22 protein-coding genes and 1 pseudogene are annotated in these 25,279 nt (G+C 45.3%); 18 read left to right on the forward strand and 5 right to left on the reverse strand.

Translation table 11 applies throughout. The features are described 5' to 3' along the window. Positions 1-126 precede the first annotated feature (126 nt). From P3L57_RS01770 to P3L57_RS01790, 5 genes are all read left to right on the forward strand, one after another. On the forward strand, positions 127-1,560 hold the full coding sequence (locus P3L57_RS01770; RefSeq protein ID WP_069487467.1) for a YfcC family protein: 1,434 nt from the start codon (positions 127-129) through the stop codon (positions 1,558-1,560). A gap of 115 nt (positions 1,561-1,675) precedes the next feature. Beyond that, positions 1,676-2,167: a DUF6773 family protein gene (locus P3L57_RS01775; RefSeq protein WP_069487468.1), complete on the forward strand. Its 492-nt coding sequence runs from the start codon at positions 1,676-1,678 to the stop codon at positions 2,165-2,167. Between the two features lie 266 nt (positions 2,168-2,433). Then, entirely contained in the window at positions 2,434-4,413 is a 1,980-nt protein-coding gene (gene amyE / locus P3L57_RS01780; protein WP_263870861.1) for an alpha-amylase, read from the forward strand. 176 nt (positions 4,414-4,589) lie between these two features. After that, a complete protein-coding gene (locus tag P3L57_RS01785) occupies positions 4,590-5,555 on the forward strand; it encodes an L-lactate dehydrogenase (RefSeq protein WP_044162002.1) in 966 nt (321 codons plus the stop codon). A 32-nt stretch (positions 5,556-5,587) separates the two neighbouring features. Next, a complete protein-coding gene (locus P3L57_RS01790; protein WP_069487470.1) occupies positions 5,588-7,213 on the forward strand; it encodes an L-lactate permease in 1,626 nt (541 codons plus the stop codon). A gap of 40 nt (positions 7,214-7,253) precedes the next feature. Here P3L57_RS01790 and bmr3 read toward each other — a convergent pair whose 3' ends face one another. Next, positions 7,254-8,792 carry a multidrug efflux MFS transporter Bmr3 gene (gene bmr3 / locus P3L57_RS01795; RefSeq protein WP_069487471.1) on the reverse strand — a complete coding sequence of 513 codons (1,539 nt, stop codon included), beginning with the start codon at positions 8,790-8,792 and terminating at the stop codon, positions 7,254-7,256. 112 nt (positions 8,793-8,904) lie between these two features. Here bmr3 and P3L57_RS01800 point away from each other — a divergent pair, with 112 nt between their 5' ends. The 3 genes from P3L57_RS01800 (at position 8,905) to P3L57_RS01810 (ending at position 10,904) form a co-directional block, all read left to right on the forward strand. Continuing rightward, positions 8,905-9,369, forward strand: coding sequence for a MarR family transcriptional regulator (locus P3L57_RS01800; protein WP_044161996.1), 465 nt, complete (start codon positions 8,905-8,907; stop codon positions 9,367-9,369). A 74-nt stretch (positions 9,370-9,443) separates the two neighbouring features. Then, a complete protein-coding gene (locus P3L57_RS01805) occupies positions 9,444-10,073 on the forward strand; it encodes a LysE family translocator (RefSeq protein WP_059334450.1) in 630 nt (209 codons plus the stop codon). A 69-nt stretch (positions 10,074-10,142) separates the two neighbouring features. Next, a complete protein-coding gene (locus P3L57_RS01810) occupies positions 10,143-10,904 on the forward strand; it encodes a YqcI/YcgG family protein (RefSeq protein WP_069487472.1) in 762 nt (253 codons plus the stop codon). A gap of 1 nt (position 10,905) precedes the next feature. Here P3L57_RS01810 and P3L57_RS01815 read toward each other — a convergent pair whose 3' ends face one another. After that, positions 10,906-12,246, reverse strand: a complete 1,341-nt coding sequence (locus P3L57_RS01815) for an amino acid permease (protein ID WP_059353063.1) — start codon at positions 12,244-12,246, stop codon at positions 10,906-10,908. A gap of 129 nt (positions 12,247-12,375) precedes the next feature. Here P3L57_RS01815 and P3L57_RS01820 point away from each other — a divergent pair, with 129 nt between their 5' ends. Both P3L57_RS01820 and nadE read left to right on the forward strand, forming a co-directional pair. Continuing rightward, positions 12,376-12,972, forward strand: coding sequence for a DUF1989 domain-containing protein (locus P3L57_RS01820; RefSeq protein ID WP_044161986.1), 597 nt, complete (start codon positions 12,376-12,378; stop codon positions 12,970-12,972). Between the two features lie 133 nt (positions 12,973-13,105). Further along, positions 13,106-13,924 carry an ammonia-dependent NAD(+) synthetase gene (gene nadE, locus P3L57_RS01825; protein WP_059353064.1) on the forward strand — a complete coding sequence of 273 codons (819 nt, stop codon included), beginning with the start codon at positions 13,106-13,108 and terminating at the stop codon, positions 13,922-13,924. Positions 13,925-14,011: 87 nt separating this feature from the next. Here the strand turns inward: nadE and tmrB are convergent, their stop codons facing one another. Together tmrB and P3L57_RS01835 are read right to left on the reverse strand one after the other, a co-directional pair. Continuing rightward, on the reverse strand, positions 14,012-14,605 hold the full coding sequence (gene tmrB / locus P3L57_RS01830; RefSeq protein ID WP_069487473.1) for a tunicamycin resistance ATP-binding TmrB: 594 nt from the start codon (positions 14,603-14,605) through the stop codon (positions 14,012-14,014). 54 nt (positions 14,606-14,659) lie between these two features. Then, the gene (locus tag P3L57_RS01835; RefSeq protein WP_069487474.1) at positions 14,660-15,448 is read right to left on the reverse strand and encodes a sugar phosphate isomerase/epimerase family protein; all 789 of its coding nucleotides are present in this window, start codon (positions 15,446-15,448) and stop codon (positions 14,660-14,662) included. 415 nt (positions 15,449-15,863) lie between these two features. Here P3L57_RS01835 and P3L57_RS01840 point away from each other — a divergent pair, with 415 nt between their 5' ends. The 8 genes and pseudogenes from P3L57_RS01840 (at position 15,864) to putR (ending at position 24,381) form a co-directional block, all read left to right on the forward strand. Then, positions 15,864-16,424 (forward strand): shikimate kinase, encoded by a 561-nt coding sequence (locus P3L57_RS01840; protein ID WP_024120152.1) that lies wholly within the window; start codon positions 15,864-15,866, stop codon positions 16,422-16,424. A gap of 109 nt (positions 16,425-16,533) precedes the next feature. Next, a pseudogene (locus P3L57_RS01845) lies at positions 16,534-16,805 on the forward strand (LysR family transcriptional regulator substrate-binding protein); the annotation flags it as partial. Between the two features lie 157 nt (positions 16,806-16,962). Continuing rightward, entirely contained in the window at positions 16,963-17,919 is a 957-nt protein-coding gene (gene cah / locus P3L57_RS01850; protein WP_069487475.1) for a cephalosporin C deacetylase, read from the forward strand. 81 nt (positions 17,920-18,000) lie between these two features. Next, a complete protein-coding gene (locus tag P3L57_RS01855; protein ID WP_024120156.1) occupies positions 18,001-18,783 on the forward strand; it encodes a nucleotidyltransferase domain-containing protein in 783 nt (260 codons plus the stop codon). Between the two features lie 188 nt (positions 18,784-18,971). After that, positions 18,972-19,883 (forward strand): proline dehydrogenase PutB, encoded by a 912-nt coding sequence (gene putB / locus P3L57_RS01860; protein ID WP_083244561.1) that lies wholly within the window; start codon positions 18,972-18,974, stop codon positions 19,881-19,883. Positions 19,884-19,899: 16 nt separating this feature from the next. Then, the gene (gene pruA, locus P3L57_RS01865) at positions 19,900-21,447 is read left to right on the forward strand and encodes an L-glutamate gamma-semialdehyde dehydrogenase (RefSeq protein ID WP_044161972.1); all 1,548 of its coding nucleotides are present in this window, start codon (positions 19,900-19,902) and stop codon (positions 21,445-21,447) included. A gap of 91 nt (positions 21,448-21,538) precedes the next feature. After that, positions 21,539-22,993: a sodium/proline symporter PutP gene (putP, locus tag P3L57_RS01870; RefSeq protein WP_082687800.1), complete on the forward strand. Its 1,455-nt coding sequence runs from the start codon at positions 21,539-21,541 to the stop codon at positions 22,991-22,993. Positions 22,994-23,145: 152 nt separating this feature from the next. Continuing rightward, positions 23,146-24,381 carry a proline utilization transcriptional regulator PutR gene (gene putR, locus P3L57_RS01875; RefSeq protein WP_010332961.1) on the forward strand — a complete coding sequence of 412 codons (1,236 nt, stop codon included), beginning with the start codon at positions 23,146-23,148 and terminating at the stop codon, positions 24,379-24,381. A gap of 36 nt (positions 24,382-24,417) precedes the next feature. Here the strand turns inward: putR and P3L57_RS01880 are convergent, their stop codons facing one another. Then, on the reverse strand, positions 24,418-25,275 hold the full coding sequence (locus P3L57_RS01880) for a TIGR03943 family putative permease subunit (protein WP_044161967.1): 858 nt from the start codon (positions 25,273-25,275) through the stop codon (positions 24,418-24,420). Between the last annotated feature and the right edge of the window lie 4 nt (positions 25,276-25,279).

Raw genomic sequence — 25,279 nt, forward strand, 5'->3', positions numbered from 1 at the left:
GGAAGAAAAACCTCCTTCATTCCTTTTTTTATATTGAAACAGGTAGATAGGCTGTTTATAATATAGCACATATTTATATTTTTCAGAATAATAGATATTTTCTAAAAAGAGGGGATGGATCGAAATATGAGTATGCCAGCAGCCGAAACACAGCCAAAGAAAAAACGCACCGCCTTTAACATGCCTGACGCCTATGTCCTCTTATTTATCATCGCTTTCATTTGCGCCGTTGCTTCGTATATTGTGCCGGCGGGAGAATTTGACCGTGTGACGAAGGGGGAGGTTACCACTGCGGTGCCGGGAAGCTACCATTCAATCGAACAGTCTCCGGTCAGCCTGATCAGCTTTTTCACTTCTCTTCAGGATGGAATGGTCGGATCAGCGCCTATTATTTTTCTGATTTTATTCACAGGCGGCACGATCGCTATTTTAGAAAAAACAGGTGCCATCAACGGACTGATTTACAATGTCATCAGCAAGTTCCGCACAAAGCAATTATTATTTATTTGTATTGTCGGTGCGTTGTTTTCTATTCTAGGAACGACCGGAATTGTTGTGAATTCAGTGATCGGATTCATCCCCATCGGCCTTATTGTCGCACGCTCCTTAAAATGGGATGCGGTCGCGGGTGCGGCTGTTATTTATATTGGCTGCTATGCAGGGTTTAACTCTACCATTTTATCACCGTCTCCGCTTGGCTTATCTCAATCGATTGCGGAGCTGCCTCTGTTTTCGGGGATCGGCCTTCGTGTGGTCATATACTTATGCTTTTTGGTGTCTTCTATTATTTATATCTATTGGTATACAAGAAAATTAAAGAAATCAAAGGATGCCAGTGTGTTAGGCACAAACTGGTTCCCGGCGGCAGGATTGGGCGATACGAATCAAGAAGAAGATAAGTCTGTGCCGTTTACCGTTCGCCATAAGCTGATTTTGGGAGTGGCGGGTTTGTCGCTGATCGGATTTTTGTATGGCGCATTGAAGCTCGGCTGGTCAGATTCCCAAATGGCTGCGACGTTTATTTTTATTTCTGTCCTTGCCGGATTCATTGGAGGGCTTGCGGCAAACGATATTGCCAAAACTTTTATTACCGGCTGTCAGAGCCTTGTATACGGTGCGCTGATTGTCGGGATGGCGCGGAGCATTTCTGTCATTCTTGAAAATGGGAAGCTGCTGGATACAGTCGTCAATGCTTTGGCTTCGGTATTGGACGGGTTCAGTCCGATGGCCGGCGCAATCGGCATGTATATCGCCAGCGCCCTGCTTCATTTTCTCATCTCTTCAGGATCGGGCGAAGCGGTTGTGTTCATTCCGATTCTGGCGCCGCTCGCTGATTTGATGGGCATCACGAGACAGGTCGCGGTGGAAGCGGTTATGCTTGGAGAAGGGGTCGTCAACTGTGTGAACCCGACGTCCGGCGTTTTGATGGCAGTGCTTGCCGCCAGCGGAATTCCGTACGTCAAGTGGCTTCGGTTTATGCTGCCGCTCGCTCTGATTTGGTTCTTAATCGGGCTTGTGTTTATTTGTATCGGTGTCCTGATCAATTGGGGGCCGTTTTAAACATTGATGCCCGCCGGTTTGTACGGCGGGCTTTTCATTTATTCGTTGCAGAAGCGCAGGCTGTTATTGTAACATGTAAGCCATAAGCCATTCGTAAAAGTGCGGGAGGAAGGTCATGAATAATCTGCATAACAGACTTTCAGGCGTGAATGGGAAAAATAAGAGAGTAAAAGAAAAGGAACAAAAGATATGGTCGGATATCGGCAAGTTAACCGGGGCGTTTGCGCTGCTGGATGTGATCATCCGCGGCATTATGTTTGAATTTCCGTTTAAAGAATGGGTCTCGAGCCTTGTGTTTTTGTTCATTATCATCTTATATTACTGCATCAGGGCATCAGCTTCTGGAATGCTGATGCCGAGAATAGACACCGAGGAAGAACTGCATAAACGGGTGAAGCAGCAGTTCATAGAATCAATAGCTGTCGCCTTTGCGGTAGTGGTGCTTACGATGTATGACAGGGGAGTTCCCCACACATTCTTCGCTTGGCTGAAAATGATTCTCCTATTTATCGTCTGCGGCGGCGTTCTGTTTCTGCTTCGATTCGGAATCGTGAAGCTGTCTTACAGAAGAACGGTAAAAAAGGAGTTTAAGAAGAAATCATCATAGAGATGGTTTCTTTTTTTGTTCATAAATCAGACAAATAGCTCCACTTGCTGTGTAAGAATGTAAAACGGCTCGTGATGTCTGTTTGGGAAATGACTCTATCAAGTTGTTTTGATAGAAAGAGTATGATAATTTAAAATGTAAGCGTTAACAAAATTCTCCAGTCTTCATATTCGTCTGAAAGGAGGAAGTGGAAGGATTGAGTAAGAGGGATTTCTGACTCCGCGGTAAGTCTTCAGAAATGAAAATTGAAATAAGGAGTGTACAGAATGTCTAAAAAACGATTAAATACCTCTTTTCTGCCGTTATTCGCTGGATTATTATTGCTGTTTCATTTGATTCTGGCAGGGCCGGTGGCTGTAAATGCAGAGACTGCGAACCAATCAAATGAATATACAGCGCCATCAATAAAGAGCGGGACGATTCTTCATGCTTGGAATTGGTCGTTCAACACCTTAAAAAATAATATGAAGGATATCCATGATGCAGGATATACTGCCATTCAGACGTCTCCTATTAATCAAGTAAAGGAAGGAAATAATGGAGATAAAAGCATGGGGAACTGGTACTGGCTTTACCAGCCGACCTCTTACCAGATTGGCAACAGGTACCTGGGTTCCGAGGAAGAGTTTAAAGAAATGTGTGCGGCGGCTGAAGAATATGGCGTGAAGGTTATTGTCGATGCCGTCATCAATCACACAACCAGTGACTATGCTGCGATTTCAAATGAAATTAAAAGTATATCAAATTGGACGCATGGAAACACACAAATTAAAAACTGGTCCGATCGATGGGATGTCACGCAGAATTCATTGCTCGGGCTGTATGATTGGAATACACAAAATACACAAGTACAGTCCTATCTGAAACGTTTCTTAGAAAGAGCATTGAATGATGGGGCAGACGGATTTCGCTATGATGCCGCCAAGCATATAGAGCTTCCCGATGATGGGAATTACGGCAGCCAATTTTGGCCGAATATCACGAATACATCTGCCGAGTTCCAATACGGAGAAATCCTGCAAGACAGTGCCTCCAGAGATGCAGCATATGCGAATTATATGAATGTGACAGCATCTAACTATGGACATTCCATAAGGTCCGCTTTAAAAAATCGTAATCTGAGCGTGTCGAATATTTCCCATTATGCATCTGATGTGTCAGCCGACAAGTTAGTCACGTGGGTGGAATCGCATGATACGTATGCAAATGATGATGAGGAGTCAACATGGATGAGCGATGACGATATCCGCTTAGGCTGGGCAGTGATTGCTTCTCGCTCAGGCAGTACGCCTCTCTTCTTTTCAAGACCTGATGGCGGCGGAAATGGTGTGAGATTCCCGGGGAAAACCCAAATAGGCGATCGCGGGAGTGCTTTATTTGAGGATCAGGCTATCGTTGCGGTCAATACGTTTCACAATGTAATGGCTGGACAGCCTGAGGAGCTATCGAATCCGAATGGAAACAATCAAATTTTTATGAATCAGCGCGGCTCAAAAGGTGTTGTGTTGGCAAATGCAGGTTCCTCTTCTGTCAGCATCAATGCTTCAACGAAATTACCTGATGGCAGCTATGATAATAAAGCCGGGACTGGTTCATTTCAAGTCAGGGACGGTAAACTGACAGGCACAATCAATGCCAGATCAGTGGCTGTTCTTTATCCTGATGATATTGCAAATGCGCCTCATGTCTTCCTTGAGGATGTCAAAACAGGGGTAACCCATTCTTTCAATGATCAACTGACGATCACCCTGCGTGCAAATGCGAATACGAAAAAAGCTGTTTATCAAATGAATAATGGGCAAGAGACAGCGTTTAAGGATGGAGACCAATTAACAATCGGAAAAGGAGATCCATTTGGCACAACATACGACATCACGTTAACAGGAACGAACAGTGATGGTGTAACGAGGGCCCAAGAGTACAGCTTTGTAAAAAGAGACCCGTCTGCGGCCAAAACAATTGGCTATCAAAATCCGAATCATTGGGGACATGTAAATGCTTATATCTATAAACATGATGGAGGCCGGGCAATCGAATTGACCGGGTCTTGGCCAGGTAAAGCAATGACTAAGAATGCAGATGGAATTTACACACTGACGCTGCCGGCGGATACGGATACAACCAACGCCAAAGTGATTTTTAATAATGGCAGTGCCCAAGTGCCCGGCCAGAATCAGCCTGGCTTTGATTATGTACAAAATGGTTTATATAACAACTCTGGATTAAGCGGTTCTCTTCCTCAGTGAGGGCAAGCGATCAGCGGAAAAATCCCAAAAGAAACCATCATAGATGGTTTCTTTTTTGTTCATAAATCAGACAAATCTTTTCTCTTGCAAAAGTTTGTGAAGTGTTGCACAATATAAATGTGAAATACTTCACAAACAAACACCAAAGATAAACAAACACTGGAGGATGAGGATAAATGATGAATGAACGAGTAAATAAAGTAGCTTTAATCGGAGCGGGTTTTGTTGGAAGCAGTTATGCATTTGCGTTAATTAACCAAGGGATCACAGATGAACTTGTGGTCATTGATGTAAATAAAGAAAAAGCAATGGGCGATGTAATGGATTTAAACCACGGAAAGGCGTTTGCGCCGCATCCGGTCAAAACATCTTTCGGAACCTATGAAGACTGTAAGGATGCTGATATTGTCTGCATCTGCGCCGGAGCAAACCAAAAGCCTGGTGAGACACGCCTTGAATTAGTAGAAAAGAACTTAAAGATTTTCAAAGGAATCGTCAGTGAAGTCATGGCGAGCGGATTTGACGGCATTTTCTTAATCGCGACAAATCCGGTTGATATTCTGACGTATGCAACATGGAAATTCAGCGGCCTGCCAAAAGAGCGAGTGATCGGAAGCGGCACAACACTTGATTCTGCGAGATTCCGTTACATGCTGAGCGAATACTTCGGTGCAGCGGCACACAATGTGCACGCTCATATTATCGGCGAACACGGCGATACTGAGCTTCCTGTCTGGAGCCACGCGAATATCGGCGGAGTGCCGGTCAGTGAACTGGTTGAGAAAAACGAAGCATACAAACAAGAAGAGCTTGAACAGATCGTGGATGACGTGAAAAACGCCGCTTATCATATCATTGAGAAAAAAGGCGCGACGTATTATGGCGTTGCCATGAGCCTTGCGCGAATCACAAAAGCGATTCTTCATAATGAAAACAGCATTTTAACAGTCAGCACATATTTGGACGGACAATACGGAGCAGATGACGTGTACATCGGAGTGCCGGCTGTCGTCAACCGCGGCGGAGTTGCTGGCATCACTGAGCTGAACTTAAATGAGAAAGAAAAAGAGCAGTTTAACCACAGCGCCAACGTGCTCAAAAACATTTTGAAACCGCATTTTGCGGAACAAAACGTCAACTAGAACGCAACTATAGAGTAAAGGGCTGATTGTCAATGTGGGAGCAGTTGTATGATCCGTTTGGAAACGAGTATGTGAGCGCACTGGTTGCGCTCACACCGATTCTCTTTTTTCTCTTAGCTTTAACCGTTTTTAAGATGAAAGGCATTCTTGCGGCATTTCTGACCCTAGCCGCCAGCTTTTTGGTTGCTGTATTGGCATTTCATATGCCGGTTGAAAAAGCCGTTTCTTCTGTTTTATTAGGCATTGGAAGCGGTTTGTGGCCGATCGGCTACATTGTCCTGATGGCAGTGTGGCTCTATAAAATCGCTGTGAAAACCGGGAAGTTTACCATTATTCGTTCCAGCATTGCCGGCATTTCGCCTGACCAAAGATTACAGCTATTATTAATCGGTTTTTGTTTTAACGCATTTTTGGAAGGCGCGGCCGGCTTTGGTGTTCCGATTGCAATTAGTGCGGCGCTGCTCGTCGAACTTGGCTTTAAACCGTTAAAGGCGGCGGCGTTCTGTTTGATTGCGAATGCTGCCTCTGGAGCCTTTGGCGCGATCGGGATACCGGTGATTACAGGCGCGCAAATTGGAGACTTGTCTTCTCTTGAGCTGTCTCGGGCATTGCTCTGGACACTGCCGATGATTACATTTCTGATTCCATTTTTACTCGTGTTCTTATTAGACCGGATGAAGGGAATCAAACAAACCTGGCCTGCTTTGTTGGTTGTCAGTGGTATATATACAGCGGTTCAGACGCTGACAATGGCTGTGCTCGGACCGGAATTAGCTAACATTTTGGCGGCGCTGTTCAGTATGGGCGGGCTTGCGCTTTTCCTGCGCAAGTGGCAGCCGAAACAGATTTATCGTGAGCAGGGAGCCGAAGAAACCGGTGAGAAAAAGAGATACAGCGCCGCAGACATTGCCAAGGCGTGGTCTCCTTTCTACATTTTAACTGCGGCGATCACCATCTGGAGCCTTCCTGCATTCAAAGCGCTTTTCCAAGAAGGCGGGCTGTTATATCAGACAACCCTTCTAATGAAAATGCCTTTTCTGCATCAGCAAATTATGAAAATGCCGCCGATTGCCCCGTCTGCCATGCCGTTAGATGCAGTCTTTAAAGTCGATCTGCTGTCAGCGACCGGTACAGCGATTTTAGCCGCGGTCATTGTGACAGGACTGTTCAGCAAAAACTTCTCTTATCGGGATGGCTTCAGTTGCTTGAAGGAGACAGGGAAGGAACTGTGGATGCCGATTGTCACGATCTGCTTTGTGATGGCGTTTGCCAATCTGGCCAACTTCGCGGGGCTCAGCTCTTCCATCGGGCTGGCACTGGCGAAAACAGGCGATTTGTTCCCGTTTGTCAGTCCTGTGCTCGGCTGGATCGGCGTGTTCATTACTGGCTCAGTTGTCAGCAATAACGCTTTGTTCGGGCATTTGCAGGTTGTCACCGGAGCACAGATCGGTGCCGGTTCTGATTTGCTGTTAGCCGCAAATACGGCGGGCGGGGTGATGGCGAAGCTCGTTTCTCCGCAATCTATCGCCATTGCCGCTGCCGCGGTCGGCCAGACTGGGAAGGAATCAAAGCTGTTTAAACGGACAGTGATGTACAGTCTGATTCTGCTATTGATCATCTGCATATGGACGTTTATTCTTGCAAGATTAGGTGTTTAATAGAAAAAAGCAGTACACTCCAGGTGTACTGCTTTTTGTATTAATTTGCTTTCTTCGTCATTTCCTCAGTTGTTTTGACTCTTGTTTTTCCCATGAACAAAACGGTGATCGCCGCGAGAACAATTGGAATCAAAGCAAGTAAAAAGACATATGTGATGCTTGATGACATGGCGTCGATGATCCGGTTCAGAATCGCATCAGGGATCTGTGATCGTGTGCCGGCTTGGAAAATGGCCTGTGGATCACCGATATTCTGCGGAGCGCCTGAGCCGGCGGAGCCTTTTATCCCGCTGAAGGCGTCGCTGAGCTGGTTTGTGAATACGTTCGTCTGAACCGTGCCGAAAATCGTGACGCCGAGCGTCATGCCGAATGATCGTAAAAATGAGTTCGTGGAGTTGGCCGTTCCCCGAAAACGAGGTTCAAGATCATTCATGGATGCTGCCGGGAGCAGCGAGAAGTTAAAGCCTACGCCGAAGCCTGAAATCATCATAAAGACAGTCAGCAATACGCGCGCTGTGTCCGGCGTCATATTGGAAAGCAGCAGCATGCCGATAAAGAAAGATATGACGGAAATCAGCATCAGATTGCGGAAGCTTGCCTTCGTTTGGAAGATTCCGCCGATCATACTTCCGATCACTGATCCGATCATCATCGGTGTCAGAATGAAGCCTGCGCTTGTCGCTGAGCTGCCGTATACCGCCTGTACGAAAATCGGAATAAACACTGCTAAAATAATGAATGTTCCGCCATAAAGAAAAGCGAGAATCTGCGCTGTGGCAAACAAGCGGTTCTTAAACATCCAGAAGGAGATAATCGGTTCTTCCGCTTTTCGCTCCACAATAAAAAAGGCAATAAAGAAAACAGCGAAAATGATAAACAGGCCAATGATTTGAATCGAATTCCAGTCGTATGTTTTGCCGCCGAGCTCAAGCGCAAACATCAGGCACACAATGGATACGACTAAAGTAATCGCGCCGCCCCAATCAATTTTCTGTTTTTTATGCTCCAGCGATTCTTTGTAATAGCGAATGATGAAAAACAATGACAGTGCACCGATAGGGACGTTGATGTAAAACACCCAGTGCCAGCTGATAGAGTCTGTGATAATAGCGCCTAACAGCGGGCCGAGAACACTTGATAATCCAAATACAGCGCCGAACATGCCCGACATTTTTCCGCGTTTTTCCGGCGGAAACAAATCAAAGATAATCGTGAAGGCAATCGGCAGGAGCGCTCCGCCCCCAATCCCCTGAATGGCCCGGTAGATGATCAGCTGGTTCATTGTTTGTGCGATTCCGCATAATGCCGACCCGATTAAGAAAAAGATAAGTCCAAACAGGAAAAAACGTTTTCGGCCGTACATGTCGGAAAGCTTGCCGTAAATCGGCATTCCAGCCATCACCGCTACCATGTAGGATGCAGTTACCCATGCAAATTTATCAAAGCTTCCAAGATCAGCCACGATGCTGCCCATCGCTGTGGCAACAATAGTATTGTCCATCGCGGACATTAAGATGCCCAGCAAAAGACCGAGAACCACAAATTTGGTGGAAGCCTGTTTTGCTGATGTTGTGTCCATTTGTTCTACCTCCTCTTACTTTTCTATGTAAGTTCTGATATCATGATAATAGTTTGATCGTTAAATATCTCGATTATCAAGATAAATTCGATTGTATAGGGAGGACTGTCAGTTGTCAACAAGAAATTCCAGAAGTGAGTTGGAAAAGACCGCCGTTCAGCTATTTCGGAAATTGGGCACTAGAACCATTCTGTTTCATCAGGCGGCAGCTCAAGCTCTCGGTCTGTTTCCCACCGATTTGAAATCAGCTGACATCTTAAATGAAGCAGGACCAATGACGGCCGGCGAACTAGGGAAAAAGACGGGACTCAGCACGGGTTCCGTTACGGCGCTTGTTGACCGGCTGGAAAAAGCGGGGTATGTGGCCCGCGAAAAGGATCCGCACGACCGCAGAAGAGTGATTATCGTGCCTCTTACCGCTTCTAAACAGCACGTGAAAGATTTGTTCCGTTCACTGTCAGAATCCACGATGGATCTATGCCGCGAGTATACGGAGGAGGAATTGGAACTGATTTTCGGTTTTATCGGCAAAGCCTCCGATATTATGGAGGAAGAGCTTGACCGCTTGAAACAATAGGTGATTTTTGTGCATAGCTTGGCCCGTTCCCGAATAAATTGTACAAGTTGAGTAAGAGAGGGGAGTACGGGCCGGTGAACATTTTTTTGAGTTATATTGTGCTGGGGCTGTCCTTGTCTGCGCCTGTGGGACCTGTCAATGCGGCGCAAATTGATAAAGGCATTAAAAACGGGTTTTGGCATGCGTGGATTTTTGGTTTAGGCGCCATGACAGCTGACGGACTGTACATGCTTTTCATCTATTTCGGTCTGTCACAGTTTTTGACCGCTCCGTTTGTGAAAACGTTTTTGTGGCTCTTTGGCTTTTTTGTACTGACTTATACGGGAATTGAAACACTGAAAAATGTCAGAGAACCGATGGATGTGCGAAGCACACGGGGAAAAGCTTCATACAGGAAAACGTTCGCTTCGGGTTTTCTCATTTCACTGTCAAATCCATTGAGCATCCTTTTTTGGCTTGGGATTTACGGGAGCATACTTGCGAAAACAGCGGAGGCCTACAATATGAATCAGCTTCTTATCTATAGCTCCGGCATCATGATCGGCATTTTAATCTGGGATTTTTGCATGGCTATCACAGCCAGCATGTTCAGAAATCTGCTTCATGAAAAGCTATTGAGGGGATTGACCGGAATCGCTGGTGTATCCCTCCTTGTATTTGGCTTTTACTTCGGTTATCAGGGCATCAAACAGTTACTGGGCTGATTCATGAAGGACAGTCACCTGCCGCCTCCAGTTTTAATATAGTATCCAGATGATACTGGAGGTGGATCAATGGTGAAAGGGATTTACACCAAAAGTTTTCTGGAACGGAATCAAGCTGAGTTCCCGGAATGGCAAAGAATCGCTTTTGAGCTATTAGCAGAAACTTTGGCGGATGACGCGGATACGTTCCCGTGTATTCCCGGCCGTCAGGCATTTCTGACTGATCAGCTTCGCATTGCCTTTGCAGGAGATCCCAGAGAAAATGGTACGGTGGAGGAACTGGCGCCGCTGCTTGCGGAGTATGGGAATATCTCGCGAGACACCGGGAAGTATACGTCATTGGTTGTGTTATTTGATACACCGGAGGATTTGGCTGAGCATTATTCCATTGAAGCGTATGAAGAGCTGTTTTGGCGCTTTTTAAATAGACTGAGCGAACAAGATAAAAAAGAGTGGCCGGCAGATATTCCGGCCGATCCAGAGCATTATAAATGGGAGTTTTGTTTTGACGGTGAGCCGTATTTTATTCTGTGTGCAACGCCGGCTCATGATGCAAGGAGAAGCCGAAGCTTTCCTTATTTTATGATCACGTTCCAGCCAAGATGGGTGTTTGAAGATCTAAATGGTTCAACCGCATCTGGCCGAAACATGAGCAGGCTGATCCGATCCCGTTTACAGGCTTATGATCAAGCCCCGATTCATCCGCATTTAGGCTGGTACGGAGGAAAGGATAACCGGGAATGGAAACAGTATTTTCTCCGGGATGATGAAAAACAGGTATCAAAATGTCCGTTTTCATATTTAAAGAACATGTTTAACAAAATGAAATAGTTCACGAGCTGGCAGGGCGGTCTTTGTGTCCCTGCTTTTTTTGATAGATCAAGGTGACGACGGCAATGACAGCTAGGAATCCCAAGCTGACAAAAAATCCGGGTCGGCTTGATTTTTCAAACAGCGTGCCGGACACAGCCGCCGCGATCAGAATTGTCGCCAAATAAATTTGCGTTTTCGCCATGGCTGCCGGATCGGTCAGCTTTTTGCTGGAGAACAGGATAAACAGCCAAGTGTATAAAAGCATAAGCCCGGCCGCTGTTGTCATGTGCTCATATATATTTTTAGGCAGCACTAAAGACAGTACGATAGACACGATAAGCCCCGCAAATGTTAATCCGAGCGCGGGCCAGCATATTTTTTTGCCTTCTTTTAGAGTAAAGCATTTCGGCGCGTCGCCGTCATCGGCCATCGTACAAAGCAATGTTGTCACAGCAAAGAGTGAAGCGACAAGGGTCGAGAAACCCGCGATAATAAAAATGCCGTTGAAAATATCAAGGATCACTTCGAGATGAAATCCTTTTAAAGACGTAATAAACGGGCTGTCCTGTTCTGTAAACTTGTGTAAAGGAACTAGTAGCAAAGCGAGCCCGATTGAAATGATATAAATAATCGCCAGCGTTGCCAGCATCAGCTTTCCTGATTTTGAGGCTTCCTCCGGCTTCTTTAAATGAACCGTCATGAGCCCCATGACTTCAATGCCGCCAAACGCGTAAAATGCATAAATCAGGCCTGTCCACAGTCCCATAGCTCCGAATGGGAAAAATTCTTTCGTCTCATTCGGAATCTGCACCTCCGGCTTTCCGCCTGACAATATGCCGCACAAAGCCAGAATGGCAATCACGATAAACATGAAGATAGCGGCTGTTTTGATAACTGCCAGCACGTTTTCTGTTTTTTCAAAAACAGAAAGTCCGGTAAAAATAATGAGAAGCCCCAGTACAGCATAGATGGAGGCAAATACCCACAGCGGCACTTGAGGAAACCAATGCTGCGTAAATAACGAAATGGCTGTCAGCTGGCTTCCGGTAATCAGCATTTCAGATGACCAGTACACCCAGCCGTTGCTGAAGCCGGCCCATCTGCCAAACGCTTTTCGCGCATACGCACAAAACGAGCCTTTTTCAGGCTGCTTTGCCGACAGCTTGGCAAGCTGCTCGAATACAAAATATGTGCCGATTGCTCCAATTAAAAATGAAAGCAGAACGGAAAATCCGCTTTTCACAATTGCGATGCTGGAACCGAGAAAAAATCCTGTTCCGATTGTGCATCCTATCCCGATTAATGAAAGCTGCCACCAAGCCAGATTTCCTTTTTCTTGGTCTTTTTTTGTTTGACTCATTTACATTCAACCCCTTTTATCTAAGGTTAGATTGCAACCCGCGCAAGGCTTATATGCATCGGATTTTTGCCTCTTTTTACATGGAGGCGATGGTAAACGTTCATACTAATAGAAAAAGGAGCGAAGCGGATGACACAGCAATATATCGTTCAGCCGAAGAAAGGGCTCGGCCTGAAGCTGAAAAAGGGCCAGATTTTGAAGGTGGTTGATGTAGAGGGGCAGCAGGTTGCTGATTTTGTGGCGTACCACGCAAAGGATTTTTATGAGCATCTTGATCAGGGAGCGACCATTGATGCCAATCATTCCATTCATGTGAAGGTCAACGATCATATTTACTCTAATTTGTATAAACCGATGCTGACGCTCATTGAGGATACAGTCGGCAAGCATGACCTGCTTCTGCCCGCCTGCCGTCCTGATATGAACAGGCTGTTATACGGAAAACAAAAGGACGAGTTCCAGGATACGTGTTATGACAATATGAACCGGGCGCTTGAGCAGTTCGGCGTGCCGAAGCCGCATATGCATTATCCGTTTGCGATTTTTATGAATACCGTTCTGGATGAGAAGGGGAACCTGTCTGTGGAAACGCCGCTGTCAAATGCCGGGGATTACGTCAGACTCAGAGCGGAGATGGATTTGGTTGTCGCGTTTTCTTCCTGCCCGATTGAAAAAGGAAAGTGCAATGGCGACAGTGTGACGTCCATACGGGTTGAAGTCAGCTGATCTCTCTTATTCACTATGAAATAAGACCTGTGCTATAGTTAATATGGATACATAACAGTCATGATTCATTTTCATTGATTCGGGGAAATGAACAGTAAGAAACAAGCGAAAATGTACAGGAGGAATGATTGGGATGAGCATGCAGGAAAAGATTATGCGTGAATTACATGTGAAGCCCTCAATTGATCCAAAGCAAGAAATTGAGGACAGAGTCAATTTTTTAAAACAATATGTAAAGAAAACCGGCGCTAAAGGACTTGTGCTTGGCATCAGCGGCGGACAGGATTCAACACTTGCGGGAAGACTTGCTCAGCTTGCGGTGGAAAGCATTCGCGAGGAGGGCGGAGACGCTCAATTTATCGCGGTCCGTCTTCCGCACGGCACACAGCAGGATGAAGATGACGCTCAGCTCGCTCTGAAATTCATCAAGCCGGATAAATCCTGGAAATTTGACATTCAATCAACAGTCAGCGCTTTTGCGGATCAATATCAGCAAGAGACAGGCGATAAGCTGACAGACTTTAATAAAGGAAACGTAAAAGCGAGAACGAGAATGATTGCTCAATACGCGATCGGCGGCCAAGAAGGCCTTCTTGTGATTGGAACAGACCATGCGGCCGAAGCCGTGACTGGTTTCTTTACGAAATACGGTGACGGAGGCGCAGATCTCCTGCCGCTGACAGGCTTAACAAAGCGCCAGGGAAGAAGCCTGCTGAAAGAGCTGGGTGCCCCAGAACGCTTATACTTAAAAGAACCGACTGCCGATCTGCTGGATGAAAAGCCGCAGCAGTCCGATGAAACTGAGCTTGGCATTTCCTACGATGAGATTGATGATTATCTCGAAGGAAAAGAAGTATCGGCGAAGGCGTCAGAAGCGCTGGAGAAACGCTTCAGCGTGACGGAGCATAAGCGCCAGGTCCCAGCTTCTATGTTTGATGACTGGTGGAAATAATATGATTAAAGCCCACTCTTGGAGTGGGCTTTTTATTTATTGATCCATTCATTTGCATGTATCAGGGACATGGTTTCAAAACGTCTTTTATTTGATACGGATATGATTCAGCTTCACCATCAATCTGTCGGTGAATCTTCGCAGTCTGCCTCTCGAATCAGGCTCAAGCGGCAGATTTGCTTGGGCAGCGATCGTTTCTGCGACCTGCTGAATAGACATTTGGTCTGTATGGAGATGTTCTGTGAAGAGGCTATCAGACAGGCTGTTGATGCAGCGGTCAATTTGTTTTGCGGCCCAGGAGTTTTTTCCTTCCGCTCTGGTGCGCAGGCGTTTCAGCAATGTTTCCTTTGAAGCCAGCAGGGTAAAGTGGTGAATGGTCCGGCCGTCCTGTCTCAGCCTGCTGATAATGTCATGGAAGTATTGATCGTTCGTAATGGTCATGGGCACAATGATGATGCCCTGATATGTATCTGACAAATAGGAAAGCATGCTGTAATTGAATTCCCGCCACAGAGGGTAGCTTTGAAAGTCATCTTCAGCGATATCCGGCGGTATCATCGAACGCATCGCAAACCCCATCTTTTCAGGATCATATACGTAAGACGGTTTCAGCCTTCTGTGCAGTTCAAACGCTGTTTGTGTCTTTCCGGAACCGAAAGCCCCATTTATCCAAATGATCATCATGATATCCCCCTTTTTGTTTATGATACAAAAAAAGACCCTTCGATCGAAGAGTCAGCGGGAAAAAACAGACGTATATTCGCGGAGCGATTCCTTAATATGCGTAAAGGCATGTTCTCCAAAATACTCAAGAGAAACAAAACCATCATATTGTCTGTTCATCAGCTCTTTTAAAAATGCTTTTTGATCGAGATCTCCTTGAAAAATCGGAGTTGGCTCGCTCAGATACCAGTTATCAAAGTTCCAGCGGTAGTTTTTCAAATGGATATGGCTTATCGTATGAAAGGTTTTTTCTAAAGCGGGCAGCTGGTCAATTCGGTTCACGTGCAGATTTGACCCGTCAAAAATCGTTCGGAGTCTCGGATGGTCGACATCCTTCAAAAATGTTAAAGCAGCTTCAGGTGTATCGGCATACGTATCGTAGTGAATTTCCAGACCGATATTCACCTCATAGCCGTCTGCCATTTGCGCAGCCTGCTGGAATTGTTCAACCGCACGCAGCCATTTTTCCGGTGACGTTCTGTTTGACGCCTGATTGCCGGCAAATACGCGAATAAGCGGGCTGTGAAGCTGTCTCGCCGCCCGAAGCCCTTTTCTCACTGCTTCTTTTGTTTCTTCTTCTCCTTGTGTCACAAAATCGGTGTATAAGTTGACCGCGGGCACCTTCAGTTTATGCTGCTGCAGCAGGGTATAAAGGCTGTCCAGCGGCCCGAAGTCCTGTTCATACTGTTCGATGTGGCCGTACCACAAATCAATCCCGTCAAAGGACTGCTCCTTCGCAAAGGAAATGACGTCCATTACATTTTGCTTTTTACATCCGGTTGTACAAAAGCTTATTTTCATCTCACATCCCTCCCGTCATCTTTTTCCCTGATGAAAAACGGATAAACGCAGAGAGAGAAAGGAGGTTTAATCATTTAATGCTTTTTTGCGTCGAAGTGTTAAATTATTTCTGAAAATGTTGTACAATGAATGTCATCCGGCCAAGAAGGTGATTGAACGCAAAAAAGAAACGGAGCCGACTGCTCAAATACGACGTTTCGTCATGTTACATCTTTTATGCTGCATCACGGCTAATAACATCTTGACTGCGGAGCGGCAAACTCGTATAACGGAGCGGTTCTGTTAGCTTATTGTAGGAAAGCTTGAACGGCTGGCAATGAAATAGAGGACGCCCGAGCCGGTACCTATATAAATATTCGCAAAATCAGCATATAATGAAGATAAACTTTCATTCCTTAGGAGGATTTCGCCGAAGATGAACGCTAAACGAGCCATCCCAGTAAGAGAAAGAAATATCGTCCTGATTGGATTCATGGGTGTAGGAAAAACGACAATCGGCCAATTGGTCGCTAAGAAATTATATAGAGATTTTATCGATATTGACCAAGAAATCGAAAAGGATTTCAACATGTCGATCCCTGAGATGTTTGAAAAAAAAGGTGAGGACTTTTTCCGGAAAACAGAAAAAGAATATATCCTGAATCTATGTCACCATACAAGATTTAAAATTGTCTCACTTGGCGGAGGCTCTTTTAAACAAGAGGAAATCAGAAAGTGCTGTCTCGAACATTGTCTGGTGCTTCACCTCGATCTGTCTTGGGAGAACTGGAAGCAGCGCGCGGATTTGCTGATCGAAAGCCGTCCGGTGCTGCATAACCGGTCAATGGATGAGATGGAGCAGCTGTTTAACGAGAGAAAAGTCATCTATGACAAGCACAATTCAAAAGTGGAAACAGACAACCTTGCTCCTGAAGAGATTGCAGATTACATTGTGGAGACGCTAAAAATCGGTTGGGATCTTTATCAGCCAATGTAAAAGCCGTGCGGGAGGGACTGATCCCATAAGATGAAACAAATAAAAAACACCTTCATGTTTGAAAACGGATCGTTGTTATCCGAAATAAGGCTTGGAGGTGTTTTTTGTAGCGGAAAGCGGCTTTAAGCCGCACGCGGCGTTTAAAACGAGCCACATCGAAACCGCGCAATCCCTTGTGGCAAAAGGTTTAGGGTAACACTGGCGCCAAATATGGTCAAAAGAGACAAAGACCCGGGTGTCATCTATTTATCTCTTCAATCCGCGCCTTCACGCACTCTGGTTTTTGTATTTTTAAAGAACCGCTATGTCAGTCTGACCGCTCAGGCCTTTATGGAACTGAGCCGGGAATCGGTTAAACAAACGTTTGATCAAGAAGAGTGAATATGGTGTTCAAGGATAGAAGGATATTCATCACAAGAACGAATGCACGTCGAGGGATTGAATCAGAAAGCGGATGTTAAAAAATTTAGAAAATAGATTCAAAACGTGATAGTATAGAATAAATTAAATCTTATTAAACAAAGGAGAATAATCGGAAATGCAACTATTCGATATGCCGCTCGACCAATTGCAAACGTATAAGCCTGACAAAACTGCCCAAAAAGATTTTTCTGAGTTTTGGAAATCCTCTTTGAATGAGCTTGCCAAAGTTCCAGCAGTTCCTGACTTACAGCCGGTTGATTATCCTGCTGACGGGGTGAAGGTATACCGCCTCACATATAAAAGTTTTGGAAATGCCAGCATTGCCGGATGGTATGCGGTGCCTGACAAAGAAGGCCCGCATCCGGCGATCGTGAAATATCACGGCTACAATGCAAGCTATGACGGAGACATTCATGAAATGGTCAATTGGGCGCTGCACGGATACGCTGCGTTCGGCATGCTTGTCCGCGGCCAGCAGGGCAGCGAGGACACCAGTATTTCTCCGCACGGACACGCATTGGGCTGGATGACGAAAGGAATTCTTGATAAAGATACATACTACTACCGGGGAGTTTATTTGGACGCCATCCGCGCGCTTGAAGTCATCAGCAGCTTTGATGAAGTCGACGAAACGAGAATCGGCGTGACGGGCGGAAGCCAGGGCGGAGGCTTAACCATTGCGGCCGCGGCTCTGTCAGATATTCCGAAAGCCGCTGTTGCTGATTATCCTTACTTAAGCAATTTCGATCGGGCCATCGATGTGGCGCTTGAACAGCCGTATCTCGAAATCAATTCCTTCTTCAGAAGAAATGGCAGCCCGGAAACAGAAGAGCGGGCCATGAATACACTAACGTATTTCGATATTATGAATCTGGCTGACAGGGTGAAGGTGCCTGTACTGATGTCGATCGGGCTGATTGACAAGGTTACGCCGCCTTCTACTGTGTTTGCGGCCTATAACCATCTGGAGACAGAAAAAGAGCTGAAGGTGTACCGCTACTTTGGGCATGAGTATATCCCTGCCTTTCAAACGGAAAAGCTTGCCTTCTTTAAGCAGCATCTTAAAGGCTGACAGACGTGAAGAGCCGCCGCATCATCTGGCGGTTTTTTTCTGCAATCAGCCGGAATGAGAAAAGACGGGAGACGAATATATATGAAACAAAGAATCATTGATGAACTAAAACGAATTGAGCAGGAATACAGCGTTAAAATCGTGTATGCCGTTGAATCAGGGAGCCGTGCTTGGGGATTCCCGTCGCAAGACAGCGATTATGATGTCCGCTTTATTTATGTGCCGAAAAAGGAGTGGTATTTTTCAATTGAGCAGGAGCGGGATGTCATTGAAGAGCCGATCCACGATTTGCTGGATATCAGCGGCTGGGAACTGAGAAAAACGCTGCGTCTTTTCAAAAAATCAAACCCTCCGCTGCTTGAGTGGCTGTCCTCAGACATTGTGTATTACGAAGCTTTTACGACCGCAGAGCAGCTGAGAAAGCTGCGAAGCACTGCGTTTAAGCCTGAAGCCAGTGTGTATCACTATATCAATATGGCAAAAAGAAACGTCAAGGATTACCTGCAAGGGCAAGAGGTGAAAATCAAAAAGTATTTTTACGTGCTGCGGCCGATACTGGCGTGCAAGTGGATTGAAAAGCACGGAACCATTCCGCCGATGGATTTTACTGTCTTGATGAATGAACTGATTACGGAACCCGAACTGAGAGCAGAGATGGAAACCTTGCTTGAGCGCAAAAGAAAAGGTGAAGAACTGGATCTTGAAGCAAGAATTCATGTGATTCACCAATTCATTGAAACGGAGATTGAAAGGATTATGGAAGCGGCGAAAACGCTGAAAATCATCAAAAAAGATATCACGCCTGAGTTGAATCGTCTGCTTTTGAATACTGTTGAAGAAGTGTGGAATGATGGAGGAAGCTGATGTTTACTGTCGCTTCCTCTCTCCATTTTTCGACAGGAAGTCCCCCGACTTTCTAACTATCTGATTGTGAGAAACCCACAAAAATAATCAGAATCTTTGTATTTTGAGAATATTGTGAACAGCGGTTTTGTCCATTTACAATAAACTCATACAAATACTTCTTAGATTGCGGGGTGTTGAGGTTGGAAGTGATCACAAGAGATTTTTTCTTATTTTTATCCAAAAGCGGCTTTCTCAATAAGATGGCGAGAAACTGGGGAAGCCGGGTGGCAGCGGGTAAAATTATCGGCGGGAATGATTTTAACAGTTCAATCCCGACAATTCGACAGCTTAACAGCCAAGGCTTGTCAGTTACTGTCGATCATTTAGGCGAGTTTGTGAACAGCGCAGAGGTCGCAAGGGAACGCACGGAAGAATGCATTCAAACCATTGAGACCATTGCGGATCAGCAGCTGAACTCACACGTTTCTTTAAAGATGACGTCTTTAGGTCTCGATATAGATATGGATCTGGTGTATGAAAATATGACGAAAATCGTCCAGACGGCCGAGAAGCATAAAGTCATGGTCACCATAGACATGGAAGACGAGGTCAGATGCCAGAAAACGCTTGATATTTTTAAGGATTTCAGAAGGAAATACGAGTATGTAAGCACGGTGTTACAGGCCTATCTGTACCGGACGAAAAACGATATTGACGAATTGGATTCTTTGAAACCGTTCCTTCGTCTTGTAAAAGGAGCATATAAGGAATCAGAAAAAGTGGCTTTTCCGGAAAAAAGCGATGTCGATGAGAACTACAAAAAAATCATCCGAAAGCAGCTCTTAAATGGTCACTACACAGCGATTGCGACACATGACGATAAAATGATCGATTTTACAAAGCAGCTTGCCAGGGAAAACGGCATTTCCAATGACATGTTTGAATTCCAGATGCTGTACGGCATGCGGTCGCAAACCCAGCTCAGCCTCGTAAAAGAAGGTTATAACATGAGAGTCTACCTGCCTTACGGAGAGGATTGGTACGGCTACTTTATGAGACGCCTGGCAGAACGTCCGTCAAACATTGCATTTGCTTTCAAAGGAATGACGAAGAAGTAAAAAAGGAGAGATTACAATGACAACACCTTACAAACATGAACCATTCACAAATTTTCAAGACCAAAACAACGTAGAAGCGTTTAAAAAAGCGCTTGCGACAGTAAACGAATATTTAGGAAAAGACTATCCGCTTGTCATCAACGGTGAAAGAGTGGAAACAGAAGCGAAGATCGTTTCCATTAACCCGGCTAATAAAGAAGAGGTAGTCGGCAGAGTCTCAAAAGCTTCTCAAGAGCACGCTGAGCAAGCGATTGAAGCGGCTGCGAAAGCGTTCGAAGAGTGGAGATACACGTCTCCGGAAGAAAGAGCGGCTGTCCTGTTCCGCGCGGCTGCCAAAGTCCGCAACAGAAAGCATGAATTCTCCGCTTTGCTTGTAAAAGAAGCAGGGAAGCCTTGGAACGAGGCGGATGCTGATACGGCTGAAGCGATTGACTTCATGGAATATTATGCACGCCAAATGATTGAACTGGCAAAAGGAAAACCGGTCAACAGCCGTGAAGGCGAGAAAAACCAATATGTATACACGCCGACTGGCGTAACAGTCGTTATTCCGCCTTGGAACTTCTTGTTCGCGATTATGGCCGGAACAACAGTAGCACCGATCGTTACCGGTAACACAGTTGTTCTTAAACCTGCGAGCGCAACGCCTGTCATTGCTGCGAAATTCGTTGAGGTTCTTGAAGAATCCGGTCTGCCAAAAGGCGTTGTCAACTTTGTTCCTGGAAGCGGAGCGGAAGTCGGTGACTACCTTGTTGACCATCCAAAAACGAGCCTTATCACGTTTACGGGATCAAGAGAAGTCGGTACGAGAATCTTCGAACGTGCGGCAAAAGTTCAGCCAGGCCAGCAGCACTTAAAGCGTGTAATCGCTGAAATGGGCGGTAAGGATACAGTTGTAGTCGATGAGGATGCGGACATTGAATTGGCGGCTCAATCCATCTTTACATCTGCATTCGGCTTTGCGGGCCAAAAATGTTCTGCGGGTTCACGTGCTGTTGTCCATGAAAAAGTGTATGATCAAGTATTAGAGCGCGTTATTGAAATCACAGAGTCTAAAGTAACGGCAAGCCCTGACAGCGCAGATGTTTACATGGGACCTGTCATTGACCAGGGTTCTTATGATAAAATTATGAGTTATATTGAGATCGGAAAAGAGGAAGGCCGATTAGTAAGCGGCGGCACTGGTGATGATTCAAAAGGATTCTTCATCAAACCGACGATCTTCGCTGACCTTGAACCGAAAGCAAGACTCATGCAGGAAGAAATTTTCGGGCCTGTTGTCGCTTTCTCTAAAGTATCAAGCTTTGATGAAGCATTAGAAGTGGCGAACAATACTGAGTACGGTTTAACGGGAGCGGTGATCACAAACAACCGCAAGCACATTGAGCGTGCAAAACAAGAATTCCATGTTGGAAATCTGTACTTTAACCGCAACTGTACAGGAGCCATCGTCGGCTACCATCCGTTCGGCGGCTTCAAAATGTCCGGCACAGATTCAAAAGCCGGCGGTCCGGATTACCTGGCACTGCACATGCAGGCAAAAACAATCAGTGAAATGTTCTAAAGCGGGACTAAATGGGCATCCTCCCTGCGGGGGTGTCCATTTCATCCATATACTATAAAAAAGAGGAGGAAGTGCCATAGAAAACACACAGCTGATTATTTCAATTTGTATTTATATGGCGGGGATGCTGCTGATCGGCTACTTTGCCTACAAACGTACGTCAAACCTGACGGATTACATGCTGGGAGGACGTTCCTTAGGTCCGGCTGTAACCGCTCTCAGTGCGGGAGCTGCCGATATGAGCGGCTGGCTGCTGATGGGGCTTCCGGGCGCCATGTTTTCAACTGGACTGAGCGGCGTTTGGATTGTGTTCGGGCTTTGCCTTGGAGCATGGGCAAACTGGCTCTACGTCGCGCCGCGGCTGAGAACATATACAGAAAAAGCGGGGAATTCGATTACGATTCCCGGATTCCTTGAAAATCGTTTCGGAGATCAAACAAAGCTCCTCAGGCTGTTTTCAGGAATTGTCATTTTAGTCTTTTTCACATTTTATGTATCTTCCGGAATGGTGTCCGGCGGCGTCTTATTCAACAGCATCCTGGGGATGAATTATCACACCGGCTTGTGGGTTGTGACTGGTGTTGTTGTCGCGTACACCCTGTTTGGGGGCTTTCTGGCTGTCAGCTGGACAGATTTTGTTCAGGGGATCATTATGTTTGCAGCACTTATTCTCGTTCCTATCGTTACGTTTTTCCACACCGGGGGAATAGGTGATACAACTGCTGAGATCCGCTCTGTGGACCCTGATATGTTTAATATTTTTAAAGGAACCAGTGTTCTTGGCATCATTTCATTGTTTGCCTGGGGCTTGGGCTACTTCGGCCAGCCGCATATCATTGTGCGCTTTATGGCGATTACGTCTGTCAAAGAGATAAAAAGAGCGCGCAGAATCGGAATGGGATGGATGATTCTTTCGGCGGTCGGCGCAGTGCTGACAGGTTTGGGCGGAATCGCTTATTACCATCAGCGGGGCATGACATTGAAGGACCCGGAGACGATTTTTATTCAATTAGGAAACATTTTGTTCCACCCAATTATCACAGGATTTCTGATTTCTGCGATTTTAGCGGCCATCATGAGTACGATTTCTTCCCAGCTGCTTGTCACATCAAGCTCTTTGGTAGAAGATTTGTATAAGTCGATGTTCCGGCGCTCAGCTTCTGATAAAGAGCTGGTGTTTTTAGGGCGTCTGGCTGTGCTGGCTGTTTCAATTGTCGCGTTAGTTCTGGCTTGGGAGAAAAACAATACCATCCTTGGATTGGTCAGCTACGCGTGGGCGGGCTTCGGTGCATCTTTCGGACCGGTTGTACTGCTCAGTTTATTTTGGAAACGAATGACCAAATGGGGGGCACTCGCCGGCATGATTGTAGGGGCAGCGACTGTAATCATTTGGGCGAATGCCGGTCTTTCGGGCTTTCTGTATGAAATGATACCTGGTTTTGCTGCGAGTCTGTTGTCGGTCTTTTTCGTCAGCGTATTGACGCAGGCTCCGTCACAAGACGTTACAGACCAGTTTAAAGACTACGAAGATACGATGTCACAATAAAGATCGAGAGGAGGAGGAAGGGGATATCCCTTTTTCCTCTTTTCTCCTTTTAAGACCGCTGTGTTTTCTTTTGGAAACAAACGTATTTTTTTCTATACAAAAAGACCCCGTATGGATATGATTAAAGTAAAAAAAGTATAGGAGAAAAAGGTATGGAAGAGCTTTTAGAGAGAGTTTTTTCATTTTCAGATGTTGATAAGCTGATTGACTTTATCAGCTATGAACTGCAAAAACCAGTGATACTGGAAAGCGCGGATTTCTTTTTGTTAGCCTACAATTCTTACTATATTAACCATTTTGATTCTGCGAACCAGCAGACTATTTTTTCAAAAAAATGTCCGGTTCAGATTTTTGAGAGGTTTTTGAAGGACGGGATCATTGAAAAGCTGAAAACAGAACCTGAGCCTTTTCGCGTCAATAAAATTGAGAGCATTGGGTTAAATCAGAGAGTAGTCGTGAGTGCGAAGCATAAAGGGGAAGTCATGGGCTACATCTGGATTCAGGAACTGGATCGTGATCTGACAGACGAAGAGCTCGACTTTTTGTACGAGACCTCCTTCCATGTCGGAAAAATTATTTATAAAGCGAACAAGCTGAAACAGGAAAAGGAAGAAAGAGCTGAGGACCTCATCAAACGGGCGATCTATCAGCAATTTATTTCTGAAAAGGAGCTCAGGCGCGAAGCTGAGAGAATCAACACCGTGCTGCCTTCTGTGTTTTCAGTTGTCATCCTGCACGCCGCGAATGGGGATGGGGAAGCGGTGGAAGATTTAAAGGAAAATATCAGGTCTTACCTGAATTTGCGGGATAAAGTCAGTCATGTCTTAACGATAGAATCAAATATTGTCATCGTCGTAGCGAGTTTTTCCCAAAAAAGCTCCGCCTCCTCAGCAGCTGCTGAATTCATTAACAAGCTGTTAACACATTTTCACTTTCAAAAAATTCCTACCCCTATCTATATCGGTATCGGAAACGAATACGACCACATCTTAAAACTTGGCAAAAGCTATACAGAAGCATTGGAAGTCATTAAAGCCGCAGAAATAACCGGCAACCAGGAAAACATTCCATATGAATATGAGAAGCTCGGTATTTATCGTTATTTAGAAAGCATTGAACAGAAAAATGACTTTTTGGAATACGAGAATAAGGATTTGGCTTTACTAAAAGCGAAAGACCAAGAAAGCAGCACCGAGCTGCTGAAGACGCTGGAAATCTATCTCCTCAACAATTGCAAAACAAAACCAGCCGCAGAACAGCTGTTTATTCACCAAAACACATTAAATTACCGCATCAAGCAGATACTTGAGATGACATCTATCGATTTAAGCGATTTCAGAACGCGATGCCAGCTCTATCTTGATTTGATGCTAATGAAAAAGAAATAAAAAAGAAACCAGTACTTGTACTGGTTTCGTCTTCAATTAAAATCCTCTGTAAACATACGGATCATCAGGTTTTTTAATGGTGTTCCAGTCCGTCACTTTCACGACAGGGAGGGTGGATTTGAATGGCTGATAGTATTCTGAGGACAAAGTGCCTTTGATATGAATCCATTCATCATCCTTAATATCCATGTCCTTCGGAAATTCCACAAGCATCCCGTAAACGCCGGAATCAGCGATACAGTGAATAATGCCAAACCGCAATACGAAGAGCTGGTTTTTGTTAATCGCATTTCCTTTATACGCAAATCCATGAAACTCAATCGTCCGTCCGAGAAATTCACCCGGATAGTTATAAATGGTTTCCATTCCTTTTAAGAAATCATCATCGGTCAGAGAAATCTCTTTTTTACCAGAATATTTTTTATACAGCTGTTTCATCTGCTTGTCATAGCTGTCTTGAGCATAATAAAGGCTGGCATCAGGCCGCAGATACTGGGTTTGGGAGTAGTGGTCTCCGCTTTCCATGGCCTTAAACGAGAATCCTTTTGTTTTGACGATAGATGAGTCAAGCGTCGCAATCGGAAAAAAGATGCCTGACACCAAAGGGAAAAGAAAAACAAGATAAATCAAATACCGCTGATAAAATGGTTTGTTTTGTTCATGGTCATGCTCATGATCATGGCCGCAGCCGCAATCATCATCATGAAGATGCCCGCCTTTTTCAGGCGATTTGATAAACAAATACGCTTGAACCGCTGTCAAAATGGCCAGCAGGAAAATCGCAATAAAGGAAAGATAGGAATATTTCATATTGATATATTTTGTTAGATTTCCTGAGGTATGCAGATGATAAAAGAAAAACGTAAATCCCATCAGCACCAATAGACGAAACATCCAA

The organism is Bacillus sp. B28 (assembly GCF_029536185.1).
GTDB lineage: Bacteria > Bacillota > Bacilli > Bacillales > Bacillaceae > Bacillus > Bacillus halotolerans.